General features: G+C 36.6%; 29 protein-coding genes and 1 other annotated feature. Of the genes, 11 read left to right on the forward strand and 18 right to left on the reverse strand.

The window, feature by feature from the left end; all coding sequences use genetic code 11:
* The first annotated feature begins 93 nt into the window (after positions 1-93).
* Positions 94-729, forward strand: a complete 636-nt coding sequence (locus VBD025_RS15380; RefSeq protein WP_430787030.1) for a stage II sporulation protein M — start codon at positions 94-96, stop codon at positions 727-729.
* Positions 730-790: 61 nt separating this feature from the next.
* Here the strand turns inward: VBD025_RS15380 and VBD025_RS15385 are convergent, their stop codons facing one another.
* The 3 genes from VBD025_RS15385 to VBD025_RS15395 all read right to left on the reverse strand — a co-directional run bounded on the left by VBD025_RS15385 (position 791) and on the right by VBD025_RS15395 (position 2,993).
* On the reverse strand, positions 791-1,702 hold the full coding sequence (locus VBD025_RS15385; RefSeq protein ID WP_430787032.1) for a GNAT family N-acetyltransferase: 912 nt from the start codon (positions 1,700-1,702) through the stop codon (positions 791-793).
* Between the two features lie 111 nt (positions 1,703-1,813).
* Complete coding sequence (locus VBD025_RS15390; RefSeq protein WP_430787034.1) at positions 1,814-2,281, reverse strand: hypothetical protein; 468 nt, start codon at positions 2,279-2,281, stop codon at positions 1,814-1,816.
* 427 nt (positions 2,282-2,708) lie between these two features.
* Positions 2,709-2,993, reverse strand: a complete 285-nt coding sequence (locus VBD025_RS15395) for a DUF3784 domain-containing protein (RefSeq protein ID WP_430787036.1) — start codon at positions 2,991-2,993, stop codon at positions 2,709-2,711.
* Between the two features lie 144 nt (positions 2,994-3,137).
* Between VBD025_RS15395 and VBD025_RS15400 the strand changes: the two genes are divergently transcribed.
* Entirely contained in the window at positions 3,138-3,344 is a 207-nt protein-coding gene (locus tag VBD025_RS15400; RefSeq protein WP_430787038.1) for a hypothetical protein, read from the forward strand.
* A 104-nt stretch (positions 3,345-3,448) separates the two neighbouring features.
* Here VBD025_RS15400 and VBD025_RS15405 read toward each other — a convergent pair whose 3' ends face one another.
* Complete coding sequence (locus VBD025_RS15405; protein ID WP_430787040.1) at positions 3,449-4,315, reverse strand: alpha/beta fold hydrolase; 867 nt, start codon at positions 4,313-4,315, stop codon at positions 3,449-3,451.
* Positions 4,316-4,467: 152 nt separating this feature from the next.
* Between VBD025_RS15405 and VBD025_RS15410 the strand changes: the two genes are divergently transcribed.
* From VBD025_RS15410 to VBD025_RS15425, 4 genes are all read left to right on the forward strand, one after another.
* Positions 4,468-5,064, forward strand: coding sequence for a TetR/AcrR family transcriptional regulator (locus VBD025_RS15410; RefSeq protein WP_430787042.1), 597 nt, complete (start codon positions 4,468-4,470; stop codon positions 5,062-5,064).
* A gap of 124 nt (positions 5,065-5,188) precedes the next feature.
* On the forward strand, positions 5,189-5,713 hold the full coding sequence (locus VBD025_RS15415; protein WP_430787044.1) for a hypothetical protein: 525 nt from the start codon (positions 5,189-5,191) through the stop codon (positions 5,711-5,713).
* A gap of 163 nt (positions 5,714-5,876) precedes the next feature.
* Positions 5,877-6,101, forward strand: coding sequence for an ATPase (locus tag VBD025_RS15420; RefSeq protein WP_430787046.1), 225 nt, complete (start codon positions 5,877-5,879; stop codon positions 6,099-6,101).
* Positions 6,102-6,261: 160 nt separating this feature from the next.
* Positions 6,262-6,609 carry a hypothetical protein gene (locus VBD025_RS15425; protein ID WP_430787048.1) on the forward strand — a complete coding sequence of 116 codons (348 nt, stop codon included), beginning with the start codon at positions 6,262-6,264 and terminating at the stop codon, positions 6,607-6,609.
* Between the two features lie 523 nt (positions 6,610-7,132).
* On the opposite strand, the gene VBD025_RS15430 is transcribed toward VBD025_RS15425, so the two are convergent.
* From VBD025_RS15430 to VBD025_RS15440, 3 genes are all read right to left on the reverse strand, one after another.
* Positions 7,133-7,633: a hypothetical protein gene (locus VBD025_RS15430; RefSeq protein WP_430787050.1), complete on the reverse strand. Its 501-nt coding sequence runs from the start codon at positions 7,631-7,633 to the stop codon at positions 7,133-7,135.
* Between the two features lie 215 nt (positions 7,634-7,848).
* Entirely contained in the window at positions 7,849-8,514 is a 666-nt protein-coding gene (locus VBD025_RS15435) for a hypothetical protein (RefSeq protein WP_430787052.1), read from the reverse strand.
* A complete protein-coding gene (locus VBD025_RS15440; RefSeq protein WP_430787054.1) occupies positions 8,507-8,995 on the reverse strand; it encodes a sigma-70 family RNA polymerase sigma factor in 489 nt (162 codons plus the stop codon). The genes VBD025_RS15435 and VBD025_RS15440 overlap by 8 nt, the downstream gene beginning before the upstream one ends.
* Positions 8,996-9,244: 249 nt before the next feature.
* Between VBD025_RS15440 and mraY the strand changes: the two genes are divergently transcribed.
* A complete protein-coding gene (gene mraY / locus VBD025_RS15445; protein WP_430787056.1) occupies positions 9,245-10,201 on the forward strand; it encodes a phospho-N-acetylmuramoyl-pentapeptide-transferase in 957 nt (318 codons plus the stop codon).
* Between the two features lie 253 nt (positions 10,202-10,454).
* On the opposite strand, the gene ant(9) is transcribed toward mraY, so the two are convergent.
* The 3 genes from ant(9) to VBD025_RS15460 all read right to left on the reverse strand — a co-directional run bounded on the left by ant(9) (position 10,455) and on the right by VBD025_RS15460 (position 12,618).
* Positions 10,455-11,219 carry an aminoglycoside nucleotidyltransferase ANT(9) gene (ant(9), locus tag VBD025_RS15450; RefSeq protein ID WP_430787058.1) on the reverse strand — a complete coding sequence of 255 codons (765 nt, stop codon included), beginning with the start codon at positions 11,217-11,219 and terminating at the stop codon, positions 10,455-10,457.
* An 86-nt stretch (positions 11,220-11,305) separates the two neighbouring features.
* Complete coding sequence (locus tag VBD025_RS15455) at positions 11,306-12,124, reverse strand: SDR family NAD(P)-dependent oxidoreductase (protein WP_430787060.1); 819 nt, start codon at positions 12,122-12,124, stop codon at positions 11,306-11,308.
* Between the two features lie 20 nt (positions 12,125-12,144).
* On the reverse strand, positions 12,145-12,618 hold the full coding sequence (locus VBD025_RS15460) for a hypothetical protein (protein WP_430787062.1): 474 nt from the start codon (positions 12,616-12,618) through the stop codon (positions 12,145-12,147).
* 396 nt (positions 12,619-13,014) lie between these two features.
* Here VBD025_RS15460 and VBD025_RS15465 point away from each other — a divergent pair, with 396 nt between their 5' ends.
* Positions 13,015-13,683, forward strand: a complete 669-nt coding sequence (locus VBD025_RS15465; protein ID WP_430787064.1) for a Type 1 glutamine amidotransferase-like domain-containing protein — start codon at positions 13,015-13,017, stop codon at positions 13,681-13,683.
* Between the two features lie 162 nt (positions 13,684-13,845).
* On the opposite strand, the gene VBD025_RS15470 is transcribed toward VBD025_RS15465, so the two are convergent.
* On the reverse strand, positions 13,846-15,069 hold the full coding sequence (locus VBD025_RS15470) for a GNAT family N-acetyltransferase (protein WP_430787066.1): 1,224 nt from the start codon (positions 15,067-15,069) through the stop codon (positions 13,846-13,848).
* Positions 15,070-15,234: 165 nt separating this feature from the next.
* Positions 15,235-15,490, forward strand: a binding site (T-box leader).
* Between the two features lie 67 nt (positions 15,491-15,557).
* Here VBD025_RS15470 and VBD025_RS15475 point away from each other — a divergent pair.
* On the forward strand, positions 15,558-16,802 hold the full coding sequence (locus tag VBD025_RS15475; protein WP_430787068.1) for an MFS transporter: 1,245 nt from the start codon (positions 15,558-15,560) through the stop codon (positions 16,800-16,802).
* Positions 16,803-16,962: 160 nt separating this feature from the next.
* Here VBD025_RS15475 and VBD025_RS15480 read toward each other — a convergent pair whose 3' ends face one another.
* From VBD025_RS15480 to VBD025_RS15510, 7 genes are all read right to left on the reverse strand, one after another.
* Positions 16,963-17,532 carry a dienelactone hydrolase family protein gene (locus VBD025_RS15480; RefSeq protein WP_430787070.1) on the reverse strand — a complete coding sequence of 190 codons (570 nt, stop codon included), beginning with the start codon at positions 17,530-17,532 and terminating at the stop codon, positions 16,963-16,965.
* A 201-nt stretch (positions 17,533-17,733) separates the two neighbouring features.
* Positions 17,734-18,087, reverse strand: coding sequence for a hypothetical protein (locus tag VBD025_RS15485; RefSeq protein ID WP_430787072.1), 354 nt, complete (start codon positions 18,085-18,087; stop codon positions 17,734-17,736).
* A 70-nt stretch (positions 18,088-18,157) separates the two neighbouring features.
* On the reverse strand, positions 18,158-18,745 hold the full coding sequence (locus VBD025_RS15490) for a YdcF family protein (RefSeq protein ID WP_430787074.1): 588 nt from the start codon (positions 18,743-18,745) through the stop codon (positions 18,158-18,160).
* 170 nt (positions 18,746-18,915) lie between these two features.
* A complete protein-coding gene (locus VBD025_RS15495) occupies positions 18,916-19,392 on the reverse strand; it encodes a GNAT family N-acetyltransferase (protein WP_430787076.1) in 477 nt (158 codons plus the stop codon).
* A 230-nt stretch (positions 19,393-19,622) separates the two neighbouring features.
* On the reverse strand, positions 19,623-20,276 hold the full coding sequence (locus VBD025_RS15500) for a hypothetical protein (protein WP_430787078.1): 654 nt from the start codon (positions 20,274-20,276) through the stop codon (positions 19,623-19,625).
* A 99-nt stretch (positions 20,277-20,375) separates the two neighbouring features.
* Complete coding sequence (locus VBD025_RS15505; RefSeq protein ID WP_430791450.1) at positions 20,376-20,900, reverse strand: GNAT family N-acetyltransferase; 525 nt, start codon at positions 20,898-20,900, stop codon at positions 20,376-20,378.
* A gap of 51 nt (positions 20,901-20,951) precedes the next feature.
* Positions 20,952-21,299 (reverse strand): VOC family protein, encoded by a 348-nt coding sequence (locus VBD025_RS15510; protein WP_430787080.1) that lies wholly within the window; start codon positions 21,297-21,299, stop codon positions 20,952-20,954.
* 252 nt (positions 21,300-21,551) lie between these two features.
* Between VBD025_RS15510 and VBD025_RS15515 the strand changes: the two genes are divergently transcribed.
* Together VBD025_RS15515 and VBD025_RS15520 are read left to right on the forward strand one after the other, a co-directional pair.
* Positions 21,552-21,917, forward strand: a complete 366-nt coding sequence (locus tag VBD025_RS15515) for a YciI family protein (protein WP_430787082.1) — start codon at positions 21,552-21,554, stop codon at positions 21,915-21,917.
* Between the two features lie 67 nt (positions 21,918-21,984).
* Positions 21,985-22,647, forward strand: a complete 663-nt coding sequence (locus tag VBD025_RS15520) for a Type 1 glutamine amidotransferase-like domain-containing protein (protein ID WP_430787084.1) — start codon at positions 21,985-21,987, stop codon at positions 22,645-22,647.
* Positions 22,648-22,771 lie beyond the last annotated feature (124 nt).

A 22,771-nucleotide genomic window follows, 5' to 3' on the forward strand; every position in this document is an offset into this window, starting at 1 on the left:
GATGTTAATGCTAAATTCACTCATCAACATCTCTTAACGGAAACAAATTAATGAGTATCTCATAGTTTTTATAGATTATATATTTTATTAGAAATGAGTGTGGACAAAATAAAAGACAAATTTTCAGTTGAGTATCACCTGTATAATGAATTTTACAGAAAAAGTATATTCACTACCCTGATTTTAGGAACTCTAACAGCACTGGCTTTCTTTTTCGCAGCCTTTTACTTTGAAGAATTTATCATTCAGCAAACGAATATCATGGCAGAACAGATGTTAGACGCAGATAAGGAAGAACCAACGAATGTACAAAAATTTTTTTCAATTCTGTTGAATAATTTGTTTGTTGGAGGAATGATTATCTTAAGCGGATTTATTCCCGTTTATGGACTCCCATTTATTTATGGTCTACTTTCATTTGCAGCCGTAGGAATAATTACTGGTTACGGTATTATTATGAAGCATAATGTATTACAAACGATGGTTATAGCATTTATACCGCACGCAGTAATTGAGATAATTCCGATACTCTATAGCGTAGCAATTGGTATGTATGTTAATAAAAATATGGTAAGAAAGGTATTTCTCAGGAAGAGAAAATCTGAAAAAGTTAGAAATATGTTAATGCAGGGTAGCACAAGCTATATAATAATTGTCATTCCTTTATTTTTGCTTGCTGCTCTGGTTGAAGCATTTATTACTTCATTTCTAGTGGATATTTACTTATAACTTACTATCGCTATCATTTTGTCAACCATCATCAATAAACAAATTCGTTCGGAAACTCTGTCTAATCATTTAATAAATACATATCATTTAATGTAGCGTTCTTGATAAAACCCATATGTTCGTATAGTTTGATAGCTTCATTACCCTTAAGAACATAGAGTCGTGTGGCAGAATACGCCTTTTTTGAGTGGTTTATTGAATGGCTCAATAAAAACTTCCCAATTCCTTTACCTTGATAATCTGGTCTCACAGCTAAACTCATAATTAACGGAAAGCCCTCAAACTCCATATGTAAACATGTACCAACAATTTCGTTTACAGTTTTGTCTACTACAATTTTTGAGCTATTATACATGACTTCATTATCTTTATTGTTTTTAATAAACTCTACTACATGATTAACATAGTTTTCGTTACTATCGACTTCTTTATAAGCTGGATTTCCCTTGTATGCTGACAGGATTACATGGGCAATTTCATCTTTATCCTCTTCATGTACAGGTTTAGCTGCAAAATTGTCTGAGAGCATTGTACGCATTGATTGCGTCGGCCTAATCATCCAAAAGCCCTCTTCAAATACGTTACAACCATTTCTACTATAAAAAGGTACATGAGCTTCTAGAACCTCGGAAACTACTATTTTTTCATTACTGTTTGATATTTCTTTTAAGAGATTCAGTAATTTCTTGGCTATATATTCATAATCACTATAAGGCGGCACAACAAATAAATCGCTCATGAAGTTAGGTTTCAAAAATACTCCGCCGATGACAACGTTGTCTTTTATAATAGAATATCCTGAATCCAAAAACTGCGCTTTTTCTAATAAAGTAGCCGGTGAGCTTCTAAAGAAATAGTTCCCATACTTTTGACCAAAATAGATAACATGATTTTTTGAAAATACTTCTGGTTTTTGATAAACCAACTTTATATGTTCATCTATACGATACGAATTTGCCGTTGCAGAACTCATAATGCCCTCCATTATTACATTTTATTTATCCAATAATTTCACGCACGTTTACTCCACTAAATCCCTATGTGCTTAGTAGTCATTTCCAATAATGGGCAAGCTGCTATATTGTTACTTCTTAAAATTTTCCATTGGTAGTATAACCGGAGAAAAACCACCCAGCTCAACAACTTCCTGCTTACCATCAACAGTAACTAGATAGATATCATCTTTTTCAGTCGCTCTAATTTCCTGGACCTGCATCCCTTTTTCAGCGTAAAATGCTTCTATATCTTGTCTTGCCTGAATGCCCACAGGAGAATGTGTAGTTAGTTCATTTGTATCTGTTAAACCTTCTCCCTCATCAGCAGACTTTACAATCATTTCTTCTCGCTGATTAAAGATCCCCTGCAATAACTTGATTACCTCAGAAAATCCGAAAAATACAATTCCCCATATTACAGTTTTAGCGAGAAAGGTTAGGCCAATTAAGACATTTGCACTCATCCCATAAGATAATCCTCCAATAACACCCACAACAATTGCTAACCCTCCAAGAATCTGCAGAACTGAAGCAATACTGTTTTCTCTACTAGTCATCCGCATTCTCCCCTGCCATCAATTTTTCTTACTATTAAGTATATTACAACACCCAGATTTTACCAACATTTATAGTAGAGAAATTACGGTACCAGGTACGAGACGAACTACTACTATTGACCTTTACGAGTTAAAACAATACTATATTCTTAATCAAATTCCTGGGAATTGAAAAATAGATTTATATTAACATTTAAAGGATGATAGATTATTTATGATAAAAATCAGCAGATATGTGTTTCTATTTCTTTGGGTTGTATTATTTTTATACTTTTATGATAGGTATATGCCAAAAGGTATACTGTATTTTGTTATAGGGATACCAGCCCTATTCTTTAGTGCAGTTTTCATATTAAATGTTTTTAATAAATCCAGAGTTTGATAACGCTGTTACAGCAACGAGGAGTTTAAATAATATAGAGTTTACCTAATCAAATAACTTTCTATTAATAAATAGATACGTAATGGTTAACAAAATCAACATAGCAATTACTAGGACAGTTGCTTCATTAGCGTAGTCAATAAAACTATGAATAACTACTAACAATCCTAAAGGGAGAAAGAATATTCCTCCAGTTACTTTGCCTAATAATGACTTATTCTTAACGTTTTTTTCATTAAACCCTGCCAATAACCATGTTTGTTTTTTAACTCCTACTAAATAAGAGCACAGTAAAAGAGCTATACCAATAACCAAAAAACCGTAATCCATCTAAATTCCTCCCAAAGCCGAATTTATTTCCTTTTATTTTAGTTACGATTCTAAATGAATAATGGTTCCCTGCTATAAAATAAAATAGTGGTACAGGTATTTTGAATAACTGTGATAATATAAAATAAAAAGGTGGTTACAAAGATGAATTGCAACCAATGCCAAACTGAAATGATAAAAGATTGTAACGTAAATGTTGAATACGACGTGTCTGGAATTACGATTACTCAAAAGCGTAAAGGACTGTTTAAAAATGTTTCTGCAACGACTAAAGCAGCTGTTTGTCCAAATTGTGGTAATGTAGCTTTCTATATTGATGAATATAAAAAGTTTAGTGAGCAGAATAAATAATTGTTAGAACAAGACAATATAAAAAAACAAACGCTTGGACATTAGAATGTTCAAGCGTTTTTGGTTACTGTCTTATATTGTGAAGATTTATTAAAAACACAGTTCTAAAGCAACCTAACAACTTCCTGAATTACAATATCCGGATGGCTGTCATTCACATTATGGTAAGACCCTTCAGCCAACGTATACGTGCTATTAGCTGACAATTTCAGTTGATCTTTGATTAGTTTTTGCCATACCTCTTCTACTTTTTCTGCTGTTTCCCTAGGCATTCCTTGTTTGATCATCATCTCAATAGAATGATCCGGATCACGACCGATGATACGTAATGGAATTTCAGCTAATCCCTTATTTTGCTTTAAAAAATTTGCATCATTAGGCATTTCTTCCAGTTCATCTGCCAACGCTCGATACATTACCGGATTAGATTTAAACTCACGTAATCTCCTTTTATCATGATCAGATTGGTCCATTTCTTCAAGTGTGGCGTTAATGTTTAGTTTCTCGATTATGCTTTCTCGATCGAGTGCGGAAAGCGATCGGTACATATCAATCGCTTGCTTTGATTGGGCACCAGTAACTTCATTCAGTAATTCAAAGTCGAACGAACTGGATTCAACTAATACCAAGGATTTTACGGATGTTGGATGGATAAATGAAAAATATTGTGCGATAAATCCGCCATAGGAGTGACCTACTAGAACGATCGGAAGCGTAATCTGGAGTTCCTCTAATACCAATTTCAGATCATTAGCCGTTTCCTTAGCACACCTTTTTTCTGAGCCAAGCGTACTTTTCCCAAGTCCCGCACGATGAAATGATATGACGTTAGCGTGCTTAGAAAGCTCCTCGATTATATCCTTCCATTCCTCGCTCGAAGAAGCTAAACCTGGAAGAAGAACAATTGGCTGCCCCTCCCCTTTTGCGTAGACCTCAAGTGTATGTGTATCGATATCCACTAAACGATACATATGGTCCCCTCCTATTTGATATTGGATTTTAAAATAAGGTATAATAATTTGTAACGAATTGCGATAATTGTTACATAATATTTATAACATAACTTTATAGAACAATCAAACCGAAATGTTACATAAAACTAGTGGGACAGGAGTGAATTTAAATGGATGGACACACGCGACGGGCTTCTTTGAAGAAAAAAGCGATTGAAGATGCTGCGTTTCAACTCCTGAATGAAGGTGGCGTAAAAGAATTAAAAATACGCGACATTGCAAAACATGCTGGTACTTCACCAGCATCCATCTATAATTATTACGGCAGTAAAGAGAACTTGATTGTAGAGACTATGAAAGCCTTCTATGAAACGGAGTATCAGAAATTAAAGCATCTTGTGGAAAAAGACGATGAATTTATAGATCCGCTGCATACCTATTTCCTTCAAAAACCGAAAAATACGAATTTACTGCGACAAGATATTATGGAAGAAATGTTAAAGGAAAACAGTGAATTGAACAATCTGGTAAAAGAATACCAGAAACGAACAGCGCCCCTATTTCTTGAGTGGATTGAGAAAGGACGCGAACAGGGATATATAAAAGAAGGAATTACAAATGAGATGGTACTTACTTATTACCAGTTAATGGCTAATTCAATCGAACAACTTTATCGAAACTCCCCACCAGAGCAAGACCGGGAAAAGAATCATAAAGGAATAATTGAAATGTTTTTCTATGGTTTTATTGATGGTAAAAACAGATAATGGAAATTGATTGGTTTGAAAGCTCCGAGAAATTTTGTGAAAATATGAAACATGTATGAATATTATAATTTTTTCGAAACTTATTAACGTAGTTCACCGTATTACTTATAAAGGGGCATTTTATATGAAAAAACAAACGTATAAATTATTTGTAATCGCTTTATTCGCATCACTTCTTTTATTGACAACTGGTTGCACAGGAAATGCAGAGCCGGAAACTCAGGACGAAAATATTGAGACAATTGAATCCGTATTACAGAAAGCTCTTTCAGGACCGGATGATGAATTGAAGAAAATATTTAATAATGAAGACGTCTCAGAATTAGTACAATATGATAAAGACCATTTTGAAGAATATTTTGCAACTGAATCATCCTATGTAGAATTTGTAAGTCAAAATAATGGTTCTGGAATACTGACTCAAGCAATGAAATATGATTATAACTTTAAAGTTAAAAATATCGATTATGAGAAAACAGAATCTGAAGAGATAATTTATGATTTCACTGTAGAATTGCAGTACCAAAAAGAAGGAAGCGAAAAATCAGAAGTTGAAACAGTAACAGGGCAAGCAAATTTAAATGAAGGACATAAAATAGAAGATATGGAAATACGTATAGGTGAATTGTTGGCTTCCTTCGTTAATTAAAGGGTGCGATTGTTTAATAAGAAATCGACATATTGCACTAACTAGGTAGGAGTGTTTATTAAACAATTGGAATTTTTATACCGGGTGGAATGAGAATGATTGGAATAATGTTTTTATTCGCAGGCTATAATACTTTGTCACAAGTTTTTAAAGGAGGGATTTTTTGAAAAAAATATGGATTCCGTTAGTATCATCAGTTGTGACAATGGCCTTATTATACTGGATTGGAAATATATTTAATTTAACTCTTCTTAGGTTTTCATTAGTACTAAACGAACCGTTAGAAGATGGGTTGTTTTTTGAAGCAGATATTGCAATACTTCCTTTTGCTATTGGCTTACTAGTTGGATTTATTGTGGAACGTATGGTTAAAGTTAGAAGCAAATAATCGAACAAGAAACAATGAAAAGAAAGAGTCAAAATGAAGAAATAATTAAATTCGCATTTTGCTGAAGGTACTACTCCAAGAACGGGTGTTTTGCTTCAATAAGGATGTCCATTTTCCATCCAAATTAGAGGCGCAGAATTGTTTGATTAGGAGGATTTCTTTGAAAAGAATTGACAGAAAACATATGACTTGGAGTCTGTTATTCTGTATTCTAATACCGCTTTTTATTCCAAGAGATTTTGTGAATGAAAGCATGGGAAGATACACGTATGGATTTCCATTAAATTATATAACGATTTATCAACATGAGCCGAACAGTGGATGGTTTTTTGATAACTTTTTTAGTGGAAACGCTGGGTTAGCGATAAACCTCGGCACTTTTGTAATCAATGTATTGATCATTTATTTGATAGTTAGATTCGTAGTAAATAAACTTATGAGGAAAAAAGATACGGTTTTAAATGTTATTAAACCTGACGAACCAATTGATTCAGAAAAAAGTAATTAAAATGAAGAAAATAGCAATTAGTGAGTATTACTTTATTAGCTTTAGCAATCATTACTTTTATTACGATGCCTAACTTTATGGGCCCATATAGTTGGGTATGCGCAGGAGTTTTGGCACTTATTTCAACTGTTTTTTTCTGTATCTATTTAAGAATGCGTTTTTCAATAAGATGTGGAAGCTACTATTTATCTTTATTGGGTTAGTTATTTTACTTGCGGTTATTTACGTTGTTATTATTTATGTCGGTTTCTTTCTTTTACATCCTTAATGTCTATAGATATAGCAACTTATATCAGTTTAAGAAAAAATTTGCTCAAGGAGAGGGTTAGGTGAAATCAAGAAGTTACCTCGTATGACGAAGAGGTAATAGACATAGAAAAATTCAAGAAAATAATTAACGAGGAATTATTTCCCCAAGTAAAAGAATTTCGGGATCATGCAGAAAAACTAAGTAAAGATGGCTAAACAACCGTTTTATTAATGTATTACTTAGCTATTACCTGCATTCTTTTTTGTAGAAGACCTAAAATAACCCCAAACACAAAACTATAATTCGATATGGTGTTGTTTGGGCTGGAATACTTTTTGTAGATGGTCCATAAATAACAATGAGATCTCGGTTCGAAGGGTCGCTTGTAAAGGGCTGCCCATTTTGTAAAACAAGTTGTGTATATGGAGATAGATTTAATCGTAAGCTTCCATCACTGCTCTCTAACTGACTGTTAAAATAATCCACTTTCACATTTTGATTTGGGCTATCTTTTACCATAACGAGCGCTTGATATTGTGGAGGATAAATTAGTATAGTAGGTGCATCCCCGTCATAATAACCAGTTACCCTATCCCCTATTGAAACAATTGCATAGTCTACAAAGTAAGTCGTCGGTAAAATTACGAAATTAACTATTGTTCCAATTCCGTTTTCAACAGTTATCATTTTTTTACAGCCATCTGCTTCACCATTTTGCCCTAAAAGATCGGTAATCATGGTGACGGTCCCCTGAAAAGAATAAAAATTTGTCATCCTTTTACCTCCTATAAATAGAAGTTCTCTTTCACAACACCCTGCTTCATGTCCAGCATTGTTACCATTTGAACGTTCCTAAGCCCTTTTTGTACCATATGTAGGTCAATACCTACTCGACTGTGTAACTGCCCATTAGCGATGATAAATTTTCTATAGGATTTAAAAAGAGACGGTACCTTTTCGAAGATACTGTCTCAAGTTAAAACTATAATTTACTCAACCGAATTCGCAACCTCAATTAGATCCTCCACTGTAAACTGTGATTCCTTAACATCAGGTGGTTCCAATAAAGTCAACTCATGCAAGTCCCCCTCTTTATCTCTCCACTTCAATTCAGTATCACTGACAATATCAGCTTTCACACCGTTATCTAATGTTATCTGTTCATATGATTTCCCGCTAGAAGATGAGGCATTTTGATACCAACTGGTTAGCATGAGATGATAACTCGGATTTTCTCCGATATATAAAAAAGTAGAAAATATAATTTCTCCATTTGGGTCATTTATTGGGACGCTTTCGTATGAAAACTGAACATTATAGGAATCGGAAGGCAGATCGGTGGGAACAACTAATTTTTCCTGAATCGATTCAGGTAGTTCTGCTATTTTTTCTTTTACTTCCTCCGGGTATTCTGCAGTTAACTGTTCAATGGTTGGGCTGCTGTTTTGATTGTTAAAAACAGTAAATAGTAAGGCAGCAACTCCTATGCATAGAATCAGAGTCAAAACTGCGGGAACAAAGTGCTTTATCCTTTTATTTTTACGTGGCTGCTGCAGCCATTCATTAAATCTTTCTTTATCTTTACTCGTTACCAAAGGGTCTGTTCCGATATAGTTGTCGATTTCTTTTTCAAGACGATTGTTCTTATTATTCAAGATCAAACCCCTCCATCAACGTTTTTAGTTTCTTCTTACCGCGCATAATTCTTGTTCTCACAGTCGATTCTTTTACATGGAGCGATTGACTGATTTCGTTAATTGTTAAATCTCTGTAAAACTTCAATAAAATTACTTCCCGATATTTCACAGGTAACGATAATACAGCTTCAGCCATTGTCTCCTTTTGTTCGTTTTCCAATGATGTTTGCTCAACGGATTGCTGCTTGCTGGATATTTTCGAAAGCTCATGATACTGCACAATTCGGTGGATCGGCGAACGTAAATAATCCTTACACGTATTAATCGCAATTCTGTACAGCCATGTTTTCAAGGTTGACTTTGCTTTGAAACGATCTAAGCTTTTAAATGTTTTAATCAAAAAATCCTGAAAAATATCATCAGTCTGCGTATGGTTTTTTACATACGTGAAAATTAGCCGTTTGATTTCCTCCCCATAAGCATCAATAATGTAATTCATTATTTCTTCCCTGGGTTTTTCTAACATGTCCGTATCACTGTCTCTTTGCTCCAATAAGATTCATCTACTTTTTAGGTATGTATTCGTTAGACGAGAGGAGATTGGAAAAAGTCCCGTTTTTTCAGTAAAAACTGCTTCAAAAATTATGTAACGGTTCCTCCAAGAGCGCTCTTCCCTAAAAAATAGAGGAAATGAATGAGTTGTGTAGAACTTATTAATAGATAGAAAAAGAAAAGGTGTAGATGAAAAATGAGTAACCAACTAATTCCAGCTTTAATTGCTTTTGTTATTGTTTTACTTTTATCTCCATTATTAATAACAGCCTTGCATAAACTTAGGCTCATTCAACCTATCAGAAAAGAACTTCCATCCGATCATCAGTTAAAAAAAGGCACTCCGTTGATGTTTGGGATTATTTTGTTTGTAGGAATTATTGTATCACTTCTTTTTTCACCTACTCCATTCATGTTTTTCTTGGCTATTACCTACATTCTTTTTAGTTTTGTTGGGTTTTTGGATGATTTCTGGAAAGCTTCTCGTCAAGATCCAGGAGGAATATCGAGTAAGACCAAACTTATTTTCCAATTTATTTTTACTGGTATTTTGCTTTTTTACGTTGTCAATGAACTAGACATAAACACCAGCATTACTATCTATAAAAATGTTTCCTTCTATCTTCCACTGGAACTATATCTCATCGTTATCACTTTATTTGTGGTAGGTTCGGCAAACGCCATAAATTTCACCGATGGATTAGACGGTCTATTGGGAGTTGTTGCGATTCCAACATACGTATTCTTTTTTATGGTTTCCGATAGTTTAGAGGTGCAAATCTTTTGTTTGGTTATGATTGGATGTCTACTCGGATTTCTCGTTTATAATATATATCCTGCCAAAGCTTTTATGGGGGATACGGGATCATTAGCTATTGGGGGATCACTTTCTTTTCTTGCAGTTATAGAGAAAGTTGAAGTTTTAATTCCCCTTTTGTTCTTTGTATATTTTGCTGAACAGCTTTCGGTTATTTTACAAGTTTCCTCATTTAAGCTTACACAAAAGCGTATTTTTAGATTTACACCGATTCATTATCACTTTGGCATAAAATATGGGTGGACCGAAACTACAATTGTTACAGTTTTTGGCTTTATTTCTTGGTTTTGTGCTCTGGCTTGCTTTGCTTACTGGAGATTTTTTCTGAATCCATAAATAAAGTTAGTATCATTCCAATAAATAGTAAAGGTAACCAGGCAATGCACAACAATGCAAATAAAAAATACCGAGGTCGAACGTCTGCCGAAGCAAAAATTAATGCACTCATCACTACCCCAATAATTAAATAAACCACGATGATTTCCATTTTGTGATCGAACTCCTCTTTACTAGTATAAAAAGGAATTCTTATGGGGTTCCTGTTTTTTTGAAATAACATTCATTTTTTATGTTCTACTAGTCTCAGACGTTAAGACTCTATAGCGTTTTTCATATACGTAACTAGCTCGTTCACCTCCGTATCAAGTCCATCCCACTTATCCGTACACTCTCCTCGATACGCTTTTCTGGCTATATCGAGTAAAGTCGCATGTTCGTTAGGCAATCGAGGTATAGCCCACTCTGCTGCCACATCTTTTGGAGTGATTTCACCAATCTCCATGGTTTGCCACATTCGAGCAAGGGTTAAAATCACATTTCGCTCATCACCCTTGGTATCATCCATTAATTCTGGCACAGAATCCAAAATTGCTCTTCGAATATCTACCATTGGTACGGGGTCAAGTATATCTGAAGCATCAGGACCAAATAGAGAAATGTTATTCTTTCTTGCTTGTGCTAATACAATAGCTAAATCAGGGTTATCATAGGGTTCCGGAAACTGTCCGTTCTCAAATTCATTCCTGAGCCACTCGCCATAGAGGTATTCATTTCTTGGTGGATATCGCCAAGGTACAACATCACCCTTGTTAATAACTGTGACCTCTAATGGTCGCATAGAATTTACCTTCCCGGATATAAGCATTAGATTTTCTGTGAGGTTTCTTCGCGTTACTTCTGATAAGCGATGATTTACAACCACTAGGACATCTACATCACTGTTAATGCGCAAGCCTCCATTTACTGCAGAACCATATAGAAATACCCCGACTACCGTACTTCCAAGCACTTCCTTTACAACCTTTAATGCTTGAATTGCTTCCTTAGGTACTTTTTCATTATTCAGATTACGCATGAACTAAGACTTCCTCTCGTCACTATTTTGGTATGTTTTACAAGCATAATAACTACTTAATATCCGGCACGGAATTAAAGGAGTATTTACCCTTCAAACGGTAAAGGTTGCGTTCCATCGACATCGGTAAAGTTATAGTTTCTCGCTAGTTCAGCCACCATTATTGCTTCTCCAGAATGATTAGAACCCGCGATGTCTGTTGCCAACGCCACAACCGCACGACCTACATACTCTGTTGTTTCCGTTGCTCCATCCTCTGGTCCAAAACCTGAATCTATAACTCTTTCTGTCCTCATCCAGCCCGGGCAAACAGCAACAGCTGAAATGTTGAAGTCCTTTAATTCCTTTGCCATACCTAGTGTCATTCGATTGATCGCATTCATAGCCAAATCGTAATATAAATTACCGGAAATTTTGTCCTTCTGATAAAATGTTATATTTACAATTAACCCTTTCTGGTGCGGTGTCATCAGAGGTATAGCGTATCGAGTAGTCAGCAAATACGCTTGCGGTCCAGCAACCATCATAGCATCCCAATGCTCCACTGGACGTTCCCAAAAACGCCGTCCATCTCCTGACGGTAAAGAACTTTCGGAGCCGCCAAATACACAATTGACTAAAATATCAATCCGCCCGTGTTCCCTTTCAATTTGCTCAAACAAGTTTCTCACGTCATTGTCGCTTGTATGGTCACATCGTATAGCGATGCCTTTACCCCCTCGTGAAGTGACACCATCAGCAGTTTCCTCAATGGTTTCTGGTCGATTATCGGTTGTACTTCCCTTCACACTCCGTCCCGTCACATACACTGTCGCACCTGCACTTCCTAATTCGAAAGCAATTCCTCTACCTGCTCCACGGGACGCACCTGTAACAACAGCAATCTTCCCTTGTAATGGTTTCATATATCCCCGTTCCCCCTTACTCAACTCATTTCCTTAATCACCTTTAACATTTGTCGGATAGCTCCTAAGTGATATGCTGAGTGCGCTAAAGAGCCGGAAATTTCATTGGCAAGAAACTCACTCCACTGAATATGGTCAAATGCTTCCAGAAGTGTTACATACTCATTTCTTAGTTCTTCCTGAATTTGATTCCATCTCGGTTCATCGACTACATTAATTTTCCAGCTTTCGCCCCAATTCATCTCCTCGACTTTTCGGTCTTTCAATAGCTCGTTAGTAATCCACATATGATAACGCACATGATCAACGTGAGCAGCCAATACTGTTCCATGAACAGATAGTGAGGCTTCCTCTGCAGTTACTCCTTCCAGTGCCCCGAAAATTCCTGAATTTGGCTCCGTATTGGTAAACCAGCTTTCTTTTACTGGAGTAGGCGGTCCTTCAAACCCTTCCTTTATCCTGTCCTTGACAGCTTTCACTAACAAATCATTCATTAAAATCCCTCCAAAATATAGTTTTTTCTTATTATACTTACGACTTATATAACTTTTAAAGTTTTAACTAACCAGTATTCCAATTTGGTTTAAGATCAGTTTCACTATATATTTCAATTCTTGTATTCTTACATCTAGGACATCCTATCTGCAAAACTCTCCAATCTAAAAATAGTTTTCTAAAGACTTTCTCCATAATCATTCCCTGTCCAACTATTTAATCAGGATTGACCCCTATTATTATATCGTACTTAGTTTTTGCTTTTTTACAAGCATTCTGAATATTTATGGTAAAATAAATAAGAGATTGGTATAGTTGAAAATCTTTCAATCAAAGTGTTGATATTAGTAATATAAAAATAATAACAATACCACACAACGACAAGGAGTGAAGTTATGAAATTACTGCTCACATCTGCAGGCGTCAATAACAAAAGTATACACGACACCCTAGTTGATATGCTGGACAAGCCTATCGCTGAATGCAATGCGCTGTGCATTCCCACCGGGATGTATGGACATCCATGGGTTGGACCCGGCGTCAAAACTTGGCAGTTCATCAGCGGGAAATCCGAGAATCCGATGGTCGACCTGGGCTGGAAGTCTGTCGGAGTGCTGGAACTCACAGCGCTGCCGAGCATCGACAAAGACCGCTGGTTGCCGCTAGTTCAGGAGACAGACGTCTTGCTGGTGTCGGGAGGCGACGCTCTCTACCTATCCCACTGGATGAAGCAATCCGGAATGGCAGACCTTTTGCCATCGCTGAACGCAGTCTATGTAGGAATGAGTGCAGGAAGCATGGTGATGGCACCGAAAATCGGGGAAGACTTCGTTGGCTGGACTCCACCAAACGGTGTCGATGAAGCACTTCAATTCGTTGATTTTTCCATATTCCCGCACGTAGATCATGAGATGCTGCCGGAAAACACCATGGCTGCGGCAGAAAAATGGGCCGCTGGATTGCAAGGTCCAGCATATGCGATTGACGATCAAACCGCCATCAAAGTTATTGACGGATCAGTTGAGGTTATCTCCGAAGGGCATTGGAAGAAGTTTACGCCTTGATCGTTTCAACTAGATGCCCCTAAAAGAGTAAATGGATATTTAATTCAATATGACAATAATGCTAAAGAGGACACTTTATTATTTAGGAGTCCTCTTCTCTTCTTTTTCTCCGAATGTAATCATATCCATCATTCCATCCTATACTCAGCTTATTAAGTGTCATTAAAACGCCTTCGTACAAACAGGCTTTTCATCCATCAAAAAAAGCTGCTGAATCTGATTCACATACTCACTGCGGGAAATTTCAACCTCTCCCCACTTATGTAATGTTTTAAAGGTAACGGCGCCCATTACTAATGAAGAAAACGCAGAGATTCCTATTTTAACGACAACATCACTAGGCTGATTCGTAATCTCTTTTATCTTTCCTTCCAAAAAAGTGACCGTTACATTTTTCGATTCATCCGTCTGGAGATCGTCGTCCACTTCAAATTTTACAGGTAAAGAAACCTTTCCAAATAAATGATTCTTATTATGTAACTCCTCAAAAAATCCTCTTGTATTTAGTACACGATACATCACGCCAACACCTTGATTAGCCACGTGCTTATTGTCGACTGACGGGACTGTGTCAATCATGGGATTCATGTCACTTTCTGGCGCGTGAACAAAATGGAGTAAATCATCGTGGTTTGAGTTTATGATTACGCGCTTGAATTGATCCGCTTGCTGATGTAAGAAAGTAGAGAATGCTTTAATTGCATCACTCGTCTCAAAAAAGAGCTCATGAATAATCAGGTCACTACCCGCGGTATCGTACGTGAGATAACCTTCTAATTGCTGATTCCGTTTAAAACCAACCACTATCCCGAAATTGAACGGCCGGTTTAATTCACGTTCAGTAGGAATTCTTTTCGTCATTCCGTGCGTTTTCTTGTAAACGCGATTGTAACAATCCATAACTAAACGCCGATCCTCCTCATCTAATCGAACAAGATGCTCTTTTAAATGATAGTTTCTAAACGAGTTTGGGCTTAGATAGAATTGATAGATTTGCGTCCCCATGCCGAAGCCCATCTTTTTATAAAAAGAGACGTTAAAGGGATATAGCATGACGAGATTGACACCTTTTTCTTTATTCATGTGCATGAATGCTTTCATCAACTGAAACGCGTTGCCTTCTTTCTTATGTAACATATCCACAGCCAGCATCCCAACCCCACCAACAGGGATCGTTGTATCAGCGAAATTCATTTCAAAGTCAAATACCCTCATACCTGCAAGCAGCTTTTCTTTATCGAACAGGCCGTAGAGTGTCTCGTTTGGTGTTTCGTTAACATAATCTTTTAGCCACATTTCTGCATTCATCCCAGGAAACGCTCCATTTACTAATTTGAAAAATTTCTCATACATAGGACTAGCTATTTGCTTAACTTCTTTCTCCATAATTATCACCCCTGTTCAACTATACAATTTCATTAAGACTGGCGCAATTTCATTTATCGAATAGTTAGTATTTTATCCATATATTAAACATTTTTTAAAAAATCTCCTTTACTTTCCTCCACAAATTTGGTAAGATTATCTCACTTTAAAAGGTCACAACTGCATACAAATGCTAGGAAGAGAAGAGTATAATCGGCAATTCTTCAAAGAGAGCTCCAGTTGGTGAAAAGGAGTAAGAATTAATGGTTAGAAGCAAGCCTCTGAGCAGCACATCGGATCCATATAGGTGATGGTGTGACAGGTGCTCCTGTTATAGAGCTAGGGTATATGTATGGACTTCATGCCGTACCTGACAAGGATAATATGGTGACATATTGTCAAACTGGGGTGGCACCACGGCGCGCAACAACTCGTCCTCAAGACTAAGGTCTTGGGGACGAGTTTTTTTATTTTCCAAGTTTAAATTCGACAAAGGAGTGGAGATAAAAATGCGCATTAAAACGTTTATGAAGTCGTGGAAATACCCTTCCATCTTATTAACGGTTATTGGTATTTCCAGTATTGGGGAATGGGTGTATTTTTTAGCATTAAATTTAATCGTTCTTGATATGATGGGGGTACTTGCTGTCTCCGGTCTCTATATACTTAGAGCTTTAGCTACACTATTTACTACCATTTGGTCGGGCAGTATCATTGATCGATCGAATAAAAAGCATCTTATGGTGGGGCTTGCTGTATTCCAAGCAGTGTTTATTGCCATATTGCCTTTCTTATCATCTATTTGGGCCATATACGGCATTGTTTTTATCATAAGTATAGCTAGTTCCATGGCAGATCCGACAACTATGACGTACATAACGAAGCTAGTTCCTCAAGCTCAAAGAAAACGATTTAATTCGCTCGTAAGTTTAATAGATTCTGGCGCATTTGTTACCGGACCTGCAATTGCGGGAATCATATTTATGAGTGGCACCCCTGATTTTGCGATTTACAGTAATGCAATAGCTCTATTTTTAGCAGCACTGCTCACTTTGTTTATGCCCAACATTGAAAAAAATGATCGTATTGAAACAGAAGACGAAAAAATAACCGTACAGGTATTGAAAAATGATTGGAAATTAGTTGTTGATTTTAGTCGTAAACACGTATATATTATGATCATTTATTTATTATTTAGTGCAATGATGGTTTTGGCAACTGCTGTCGATTCACTGGAAGCAGCATTTGCTACAGAAGTGCTTTCTTTATCAGAGGGAGATTATGGATTACTGGTAAGTATTGCTGGTGCTGGAATAGTTGTAGGCGCCTTAGTAAATATACTTATTGTTAAAAAAGTAGCTACCTCTTGGCTGATTGGTCTTGGATCCTTGCTGGTTTCAGGCGGGTATATAATTTATTCTTTTTCGGGTAGTTTTTTGCTAGCAGCAATTGGCTTTTTCATTCTATCATTTTCGATGGCGTTTAGTAACACAGGATTTTACACATTTTATCAAAACAATGTTCCTGTCGAGGTAATGGGGCGGGTTGGCAGTGTTTATGGTTTCATCGAATCATTTTTCATCATTTTAGGGACCACAATTTTCGGAATCATGGCTGAATTAATTTCTATTCAGTTTGTCGTTATACTAGGATCCCTAATCATGCTTGCCGTAACGATACTATTATTTATCTTTACTACACAGCCCTCTAAAGCAGCGTATTATGCTGAGACTAGAACAGATACAAATTACTAGCCCCATTTCACCTTAATTTATAAAAGGAAATGGGGCTTTCGTTATTCAACAAAATGGACTTGATTGCTGAACATAAGAGAAAAACATTCTAAATTGACTTGGCGTTGCTTACTATTTGGGATAGTTATGTCCCAGTAGCTAAAATTTTTACCGTTAACAATTATGCGAGAAAGTCGAGAACGCGCTTCATTAAGAGTTTCGTCGCTTCAGCATCGTAAGACGGTAAGCTGTTGTCGGTGAAGAGATGTTCCTTGCCTTCGTACATAAAAAGTTCAGCGCGATTGCCCGAAGCAACAAGTTCGCGGGCCGAATCAATGTCGCCGTCTTCAACGAAAAATGGATCTTCATTCATTGCGTGAATTTGCACAGGCAAGTCGACCGGCCACTGAGATTCAAACGCAGAGGTCGGGAGGCAAGAATGAAAAAATAGTGCACCTTTAGCTCCTTCACGAGTTTGTGCGAGCTGCTGTGCTGCCGAGACACCAAGTGAAAACCCAGCATAGACGACATCGCGTGAAAGCTCGCTGGCTGCCCGAATGCCGCGCGCCGACACTTCTCCAAATCCGATTTCCTTAACAAATGCCAAGCCTTCCTCAAGCGTGGAAAAAGTGCGGCCCTCAAATAAATCTGGCATGTGCACAGTGTGTCCTGCATCTCTCAGTTGATCGGCGATTGCTTCAATCCCCTTCGTTTTTCCTAAAACATGGTGTAACAACAATATTTCTGCCATTGTTCATTCCTCCATTTTATGTAATTCATATATCTATATTTCGACAAGATAGCCTGTTTGACCTGCAAGAACTTTATGATTTAGAAATATCCACCTAAATAAAAGCCACCCACTTGCTTATTCAACTATCCTGCTGCGTTAGTTGAATAAGAAATGCGCTCTTTATTTAACTAAAGCCCCGTTAAAGTAGCAAAACAGTTATTATTCCTCTTTTATCAAAATTGCCCTTGAAGCTTCTCTTGTTACTAATTGTCCCGCTAACATAACAACCGCCACAATTATTATCAAACCATCTCTACCAAATGGCGCAAACCAGTAATCGTCAGGGAGGAAATACTTACCCAAAAATATTGATAATAACCCTGTAATAATGTTAATCAAGATAACGTATCTAATTTTTTCGTAACTAGACAAAAACCCTGCTACAACAACAAATAATATAGAACCTATAATTAAGAAAGGAGCTTCTTCACGCTTTAGATGTTGCCCATATTCGTAAAAATGAAAAAAGAAAGGTGCCGGTATTAAAGAAAAAACCAACCATAAAATCCTCATAAAAACCTCCATTTTATTTAATAATACTTTTCAACTAACCTGCTCCATTTCCTTTTTAATGTCATAGGGATCATTGCTTTCCTTTATAAAAACGAAAATAAATTATTAACATCTGTATGTATACGTAAACGTAAATAATTCCTATTCCTATGATGAATTCTTTTGGCACTTTAGAATTTTCCAAGGTATGGTCAATTCCTAACCGAAACGCATATGAACTGCCTTTTCGCAAGTGCCAGGGTGAAGTGACTATAACCGCTTTTTCCAATCCTCTCTCATACATGATTTCTCGGGATTTTACCAAATTTTCATAAGTGCCCCTTGCTTTCGTTTCCCGTATGATTTGGCTACCATCCACTCCCAACTCCATTAAGGCAAGTGCCATTACATCTGCCTCAACATGATTATTTGCGACAGATGCACCCGAACAAATAACTACTTCAGCAATTCCATTGTGATAAAGATCTGCTGCTTTATTGATCCGTTCTCGCAAAATTGGAGACATACTTCCATCCTTATTTGCGGGATAACCAAGTACAATCATAACATCTCTTTTTTGGCCATGATTATAATCCGCTTTTTTAAAATGCAAACGAATAAACATAACCTCCACCATAAAGCACAAGAAAATTAAGCATAAAATATACAATCCTATCATTTAACATATCTCCTCTGATATCTTTCTATCAATCGACAGATAAAAAAATTCGGATTGGGTACACCTCGGATTTAATGAAATTCATTTGTTCAACTAAACTGCTTCACTAGTTGAACAAGAAATGCCTTCTTTATTGAAGTAAAACACTAGTTATTGAAACGTAAGTTAAATCACAACAACAAACTCATAATAAACTGTTCACCAACAGGACCAATTTTTCTCCTGCCTGTATCTTTATAACCTATCTTTGAGTACAGTCTCTGAGCCGGAATATTTTTATGATTAACAGCCAATATAATTTCATTACAGTTAGGAAATTCAGATTTCACAAAATCACTCAATAAAATCATTGCCTGTTTAGCAAACCCTTTTCCTTGCTTCGCCTGATTAACAGATAATGAAGTTAACAACATTGCATTTGGGTTATCTGAATACTCCTTTACACGTTCGGTTGAATGTAGTAAAAAGAATCCTATAGGCTCACTTTCGTTTACTATGACAATTCTATGTTGTCCTTCTGTTACCTTGAAATATTTAGTTGGTAAAGCAGTAAACTTTGCTTGTTCTTCAGGAAGTTCAAAAGACTTTAATCCCTCTAAATATTCATCCGAAAAATGTTCTAACTTTACGTAATCTACTGTTTTCATAGATCGACATCTCCCCTGAAATCTTTAACATACTAATTAACATAATCTACATATGTTAGCGATATTCTATTTTTAAGCCTTAGCTAAAAACTGTTCGACAATTTAATTTCTTTATTACAATAAATTGTGTATGTTAGTCAAATAAGAAATGCCTTCCTTATTAAAGTAAAGCAACCGTTAGACTAAGTGCAGGTCTCACAAAATACTTTGTTGGTAAAATAAAACATCTACTATAAAGTGCGTGTTTTCTCCCCGTCAATTAACTTCAAATGAATATCAGACGATGTTCCTCCTTCAATATGTTTTGGAACATTTGATAATTCGAGTAATTCCTTCAAATGAATAGACTTTTTACGATTAGCTTCTATCGTAAAACTATACGGACCAGCTAAATTCATAAGTGACTCCATTCGTACTTTGTCTTTGGTGAAAAATGAATCCATAAATTCTAATTCAAATGATACAGATTTATTACTTCGATTATGTAATACAAGTTTGCATTCCCCATTTAATAAGTCTGTGCTCACAGACTCAAAATTACAATTGCCATTACCATCGTATGAAATTGCTGTAATTCCACTTGCTAGCGTTTCTTGGTACATCGTGATTAGAAAATTTGGTAAAATTGCATATACTATTACAACTATTATTATTGTTCGAAAGTGATATTTCTTCATGCCAATGACAAGGAAAATCATAGCGATAATAAACAAAACGGACCCAACTATACCAAGCAAAATATATCCATCTTGATTGTGGATTGGAAATGACATGAATGTTGAATGTGCTTCTAACATTACATTATTAGAAAACGGGAAATATAAATACATGCATAGACCTAAAATAATAAATGAAGTAACGAGTGTCACTTTACTTCTTATCATCGTATACCTCCTCTCTTAATCATATTTAATCGCCAGCTTCTTATAACTGAAACTCACTTTCATCTTCTAAAACACCTTCTACTTTAACAAAAGATATTATTATACAAATTTGTACATAAGAACATCGTCCACATATTTATTTTCATTTATCTTAAATTCTTTAACCTTTCGACCTTCTTCCATGAATCCCATACGCTTATATAATGATATAGCCCTAAGATTTGTTGAAAATACTCCTAAACTCACTTTTTCAATTAGTGGATGGGTTTCTGCCCAGTCTAACAATGCTTTGAGAAGTATTTTTCCAATTCCAATACTTCTATAATTTTCACTTATGGACATTGAAATAGAACCAGTGTGAGACATTCTCTTCAACCTATGGGACTGGAACATAATTGAGCCAACAATCACATCATTTATCACTGCAATAATTATAGTTTCGTTTTCATTATTTAATATCTCTTGTATTTGTTCCTTTTGTTGGTTTAGAGAATCTTTTTCTAACTCTTCAGACACCATAATGAAATAATCTCCTTCAGAAATAATGGAATTTGATATTTCTATAAGTGCATCAGCATCTTCTAATTTTACAGTTCGAATAATACAATTTTGATTGTTTATCATGTCCGACAATTAAAATTCCCCTCTCCATTATAAAAATAAAAATACACCCCGTTACTTTTCCCAGAGCTCAACTAGTCTGCCTTCAGGATCCTCAATCCAAACGAATTTACCAAATTCACTACTCGCTTGTTCCTTCACGAGCGGTACACCAATTTCTTCAAGGTGTTTAATCGTTTCGTTTAGATTTTCAACTTGAAAATTCAACATGACTTGCTGTTCTGTTGGAAAATAGCTGTCATCTTCAGTAAAGAAGGAAAAGATTGTTTCATTATCTGCATGGGGTTTAATAAATGCACCGTTCCAATTTTCTATATCAAGCTTCAGCACTTCGCTGTACCATTTCTTAATTACATCCAAATTCTTAGTCCGCCAAAATATCCCCCCGAAACCTTTTATCATAATATATGTCTCCTCCCCCTCAAATCTCTAGTTCATTATTTTTACTTTTATAGTAGATATTCGATAAATAGTGACAAATTCCTTCTTGCGTTAGCTTTCTTCCACACATCAGTAGAGAAAGTGATTTAAGAAAATGTAAGAACTCATCGTGGTTAAATTTTTTACAAAGCATTCTGAATATTTATGGTAAAATATATGTAGACTCTGTGATGCATAATACGTCTATATACTAATTAAAAAGGATGAGTACGAATGAAATTTATGATGGTTGTGAAGGCATCAAAAGATTCTGAATCAGGTACAATGCCAAAGGAGCAGATGGATCAGATGTTTGCGGCGATGAAGACATATAATGAAGTACTAAAGAATGCTGGTGTTCTCCTGTCTGTCGGCGGACTTCATCCAAGCTCCGAAGGCATTCGTATTAACTTCCCCGTTCCAGGAGAACCACCGACAGTTACAGATGGCCCTTTCGGTGAAGTCAATGAATTGATTGCCGGTTACTGGTTCATAGATGTGAAGTCCCGTGAAGAAGCCATCGAGTGGGCGAAGCGTGCACCAGATCCGCATGGTCTTGGGGAAGGACAGATTGAGCTTCGCCAAGTAGCTGAAAATTAAGCCGAACATCAGATTAACATGATGCAATTGATTTTGAAAATACCACAAACCCACAAGGAGTGAAGTTATGAAATTACTGCTAACATCTGCAGGCGTCAATAACAAAAGTATACACGAGACGCTGGTTGAAATGCTGGACAAGCCAATCGCCGACTGCAACGCCCTGTGCATCCCCACAGCGATGTACGGACACCCATGGGTCGGTCCCGGCGTTAAAACCTGGGAATTCATCAGCGGGAAATCCGAAAATCCCATGGTCGACCTTGGCTGGAAATCTGTCGGCGTGCTGGAGCTCACAGCACTGCCAAGTATCGACAAAGATCGCTGGGTGCCGCTGGTCCAGCAAACGGATGTCTTTCTGGTCTCTGGCGGAGACGCGCTCTACTTGAGCCACTGGATGAAGCAATCAGGGATGGCAGACCTCTTGCCTTCTCTGAACGCGGTCTATGTTGGAATGAGTGCTGGCAGCATGGTGATGGCGCCAAAAATCGGAGAAGACTTCGTTGGCTGGACTCCACCAAGCGGAGGCGATGAAACGCTGAACGTGGTCGATTTTTCTATATTCCCTCACGTAGACCACGAGATGTTGCCGGAAAACACGATGGCTGCTGCTGAAAAGTGGGCCGCTGAAATACAAGGTCCTGCGTATGCAATTGATGATCAAACCGCCATCAAAGTGATTGACGGAGCGGTCGAAGTTATATCGGAAGGGCATTGGAAGAAGTTTTAGTCTTGATAAACAGTAGCATGTTGTTCCAGCTATGAAAATTTATATCTGAAATACTATTCTGCTGCTCAGGACTTCCAGTTTTTTGGAGTCCTTTTCTTTCGATGTACCATATCAACAGCTAAAA

Source organism: Virgibacillus flavescens, assembly GCF_050574275.1.
Lineage (GTDB): Bacteria > Bacillota > Bacilli > Bacillales > Amphibacillaceae > Virgibacillus_F > Virgibacillus_F flavescens.

What these genes read in the sequence shown, in the direction of transcription:
- VBD025_RS15380 (WP_430787030.1), top strand. Translation starts at nt 94, where the DNA reads ATGAGTGTGGACAAAATAAAAGACAAATTTTCAGTTGAGTATCACCTG.
- VBD025_RS15385 (WP_430787032.1), bottom strand. Translation starts at nt 1,702, where the DNA reads ATGAGTTCTGCAACGGCAAATTCGTATCGTATAGATGAACATATAAAG.
- VBD025_RS15390 (WP_430787034.1), bottom strand. Translation starts at nt 2,281, where the DNA reads ATGACTAGTAGAGAAAACAGTATTGCTTCAGTTCTGCAGATTCTTGGA.
- VBD025_RS15395 (WP_430787036.1), bottom strand. Translation starts at nt 2,993, where the DNA reads ATGGATTACGGTTTTTTGGTTATTGGTATAGCTCTTTTACTGTGCTCT.
- VBD025_RS15400 (WP_430787038.1), top strand. Translation starts at nt 3,138, where the DNA reads ATGAATTGCAACCAATGCCAAACTGAAATGATAAAAGATTGTAACGTA.
- VBD025_RS15405 (WP_430787040.1), bottom strand. Translation starts at nt 4,315, where the DNA reads ATGTATCGTTTAGTGGATATCGATACACATACACTTGAGGTCTACGCA.
- VBD025_RS15410 (WP_430787042.1), top strand. Translation starts at nt 4,468, where the DNA reads ATGGATGGACACACGCGACGGGCTTCTTTGAAGAAAAAAGCGATTGAA.
- VBD025_RS15415 (WP_430787044.1), top strand. Translation starts at nt 5,189, where the DNA reads ATGAAAAAACAAACGTATAAATTATTTGTAATCGCTTTATTCGCATCA.
- VBD025_RS15430 (WP_430787050.1), bottom strand. Translation starts at nt 7,633, where the DNA reads ATGACAAATTTTTATTCTTTTCAGGGGACCGTCACCATGATTACCGAT.
- VBD025_RS15440 (WP_430787054.1), bottom strand. Translation starts at nt 8,995, where the DNA reads ATGAATTACATTATTGATGCTTATGGGGAGGAAATCAAACGGCTAATT.
- mraY (WP_430787056.1), top strand. Translation starts at nt 9,245, where the DNA reads ATGAGTAACCAACTAATTCCAGCTTTAATTGCTTTTGTTATTGTTTTA.
- VBD025_RS15455 (WP_430787060.1), bottom strand. Translation starts at nt 12,124, where the DNA reads ATGAAACCATTACAAGGGAAGATTGCTGTTGTTACAGGTGCGTCCCGT.
- VBD025_RS15460 (WP_430787062.1), bottom strand. Translation starts at nt 12,618, where the DNA reads ATGAATGATTTGTTAGTGAAAGCTGTCAAGGACAGGATAAAGGAAGGG.
- VBD025_RS15465 (WP_430787064.1), top strand. Translation starts at nt 13,015, where the DNA reads ATGAAATTACTGCTCACATCTGCAGGCGTCAATAACAAAAGTATACAC.
- VBD025_RS15470 (WP_430787066.1), bottom strand. Translation starts at nt 15,069, where the DNA reads ATGGAGAAAGAAGTTAAGCAAATAGCTAGTCCTATGTATGAGAAATTT.
- VBD025_RS15475 (WP_430787068.1), top strand. Translation starts at nt 15,558, where the DNA reads ATGCGCATTAAAACGTTTATGAAGTCGTGGAAATACCCTTCCATCTTA.
- VBD025_RS15480 (WP_430787070.1), bottom strand. Translation starts at nt 17,532, where the DNA reads ATGGCAGAAATATTGTTGTTACACCATGTTTTAGGAAAAACGAAGGGG.
- VBD025_RS15485 (WP_430787072.1), bottom strand. Translation starts at nt 18,087, where the DNA reads ATGAGGATTTTATGGTTGGTTTTTTCTTTAATACCGGCACCTTTCTTT.
- VBD025_RS15490 (WP_430787074.1), bottom strand. Translation starts at nt 18,745, where the DNA reads ATGATAGGATTGTATATTTTATGCTTAATTTTCTTGTGCTTTATGGTG.
- VBD025_RS15495 (WP_430787076.1), bottom strand. Translation starts at nt 19,392, where the DNA reads ATGAAAACAGTAGATTACGTAAAGTTAGAACATTTTTCGGATGAATAT.
- VBD025_RS15500 (WP_430787078.1), bottom strand. Translation starts at nt 20,276, where the DNA reads ATGATAAGAAGTAAAGTGACACTCGTTACTTCATTTATTATTTTAGGT.
- VBD025_RS15505 (WP_430791450.1), bottom strand. Translation starts at nt 20,900, where the DNA reads ATGATAAACAATCAAAATTGTATTATTCGAACTGTAAAATTAGAAGAT.
- VBD025_RS15510 (WP_430787080.1), bottom strand. Translation starts at nt 21,299, where the DNA reads ATGATAAAAGGTTTCGGGGGGATATTTTGGCGGACTAAGAATTTGGAT.
- VBD025_RS15515 (WP_430787082.1), top strand. Translation starts at nt 21,552, where the DNA reads ATGAAATTTATGATGGTTGTGAAGGCATCAAAAGATTCTGAATCAGGT.
- VBD025_RS15520 (WP_430787084.1), top strand. Translation starts at nt 21,985, where the DNA reads ATGAAATTACTGCTAACATCTGCAGGCGTCAATAACAAAAGTATACAC.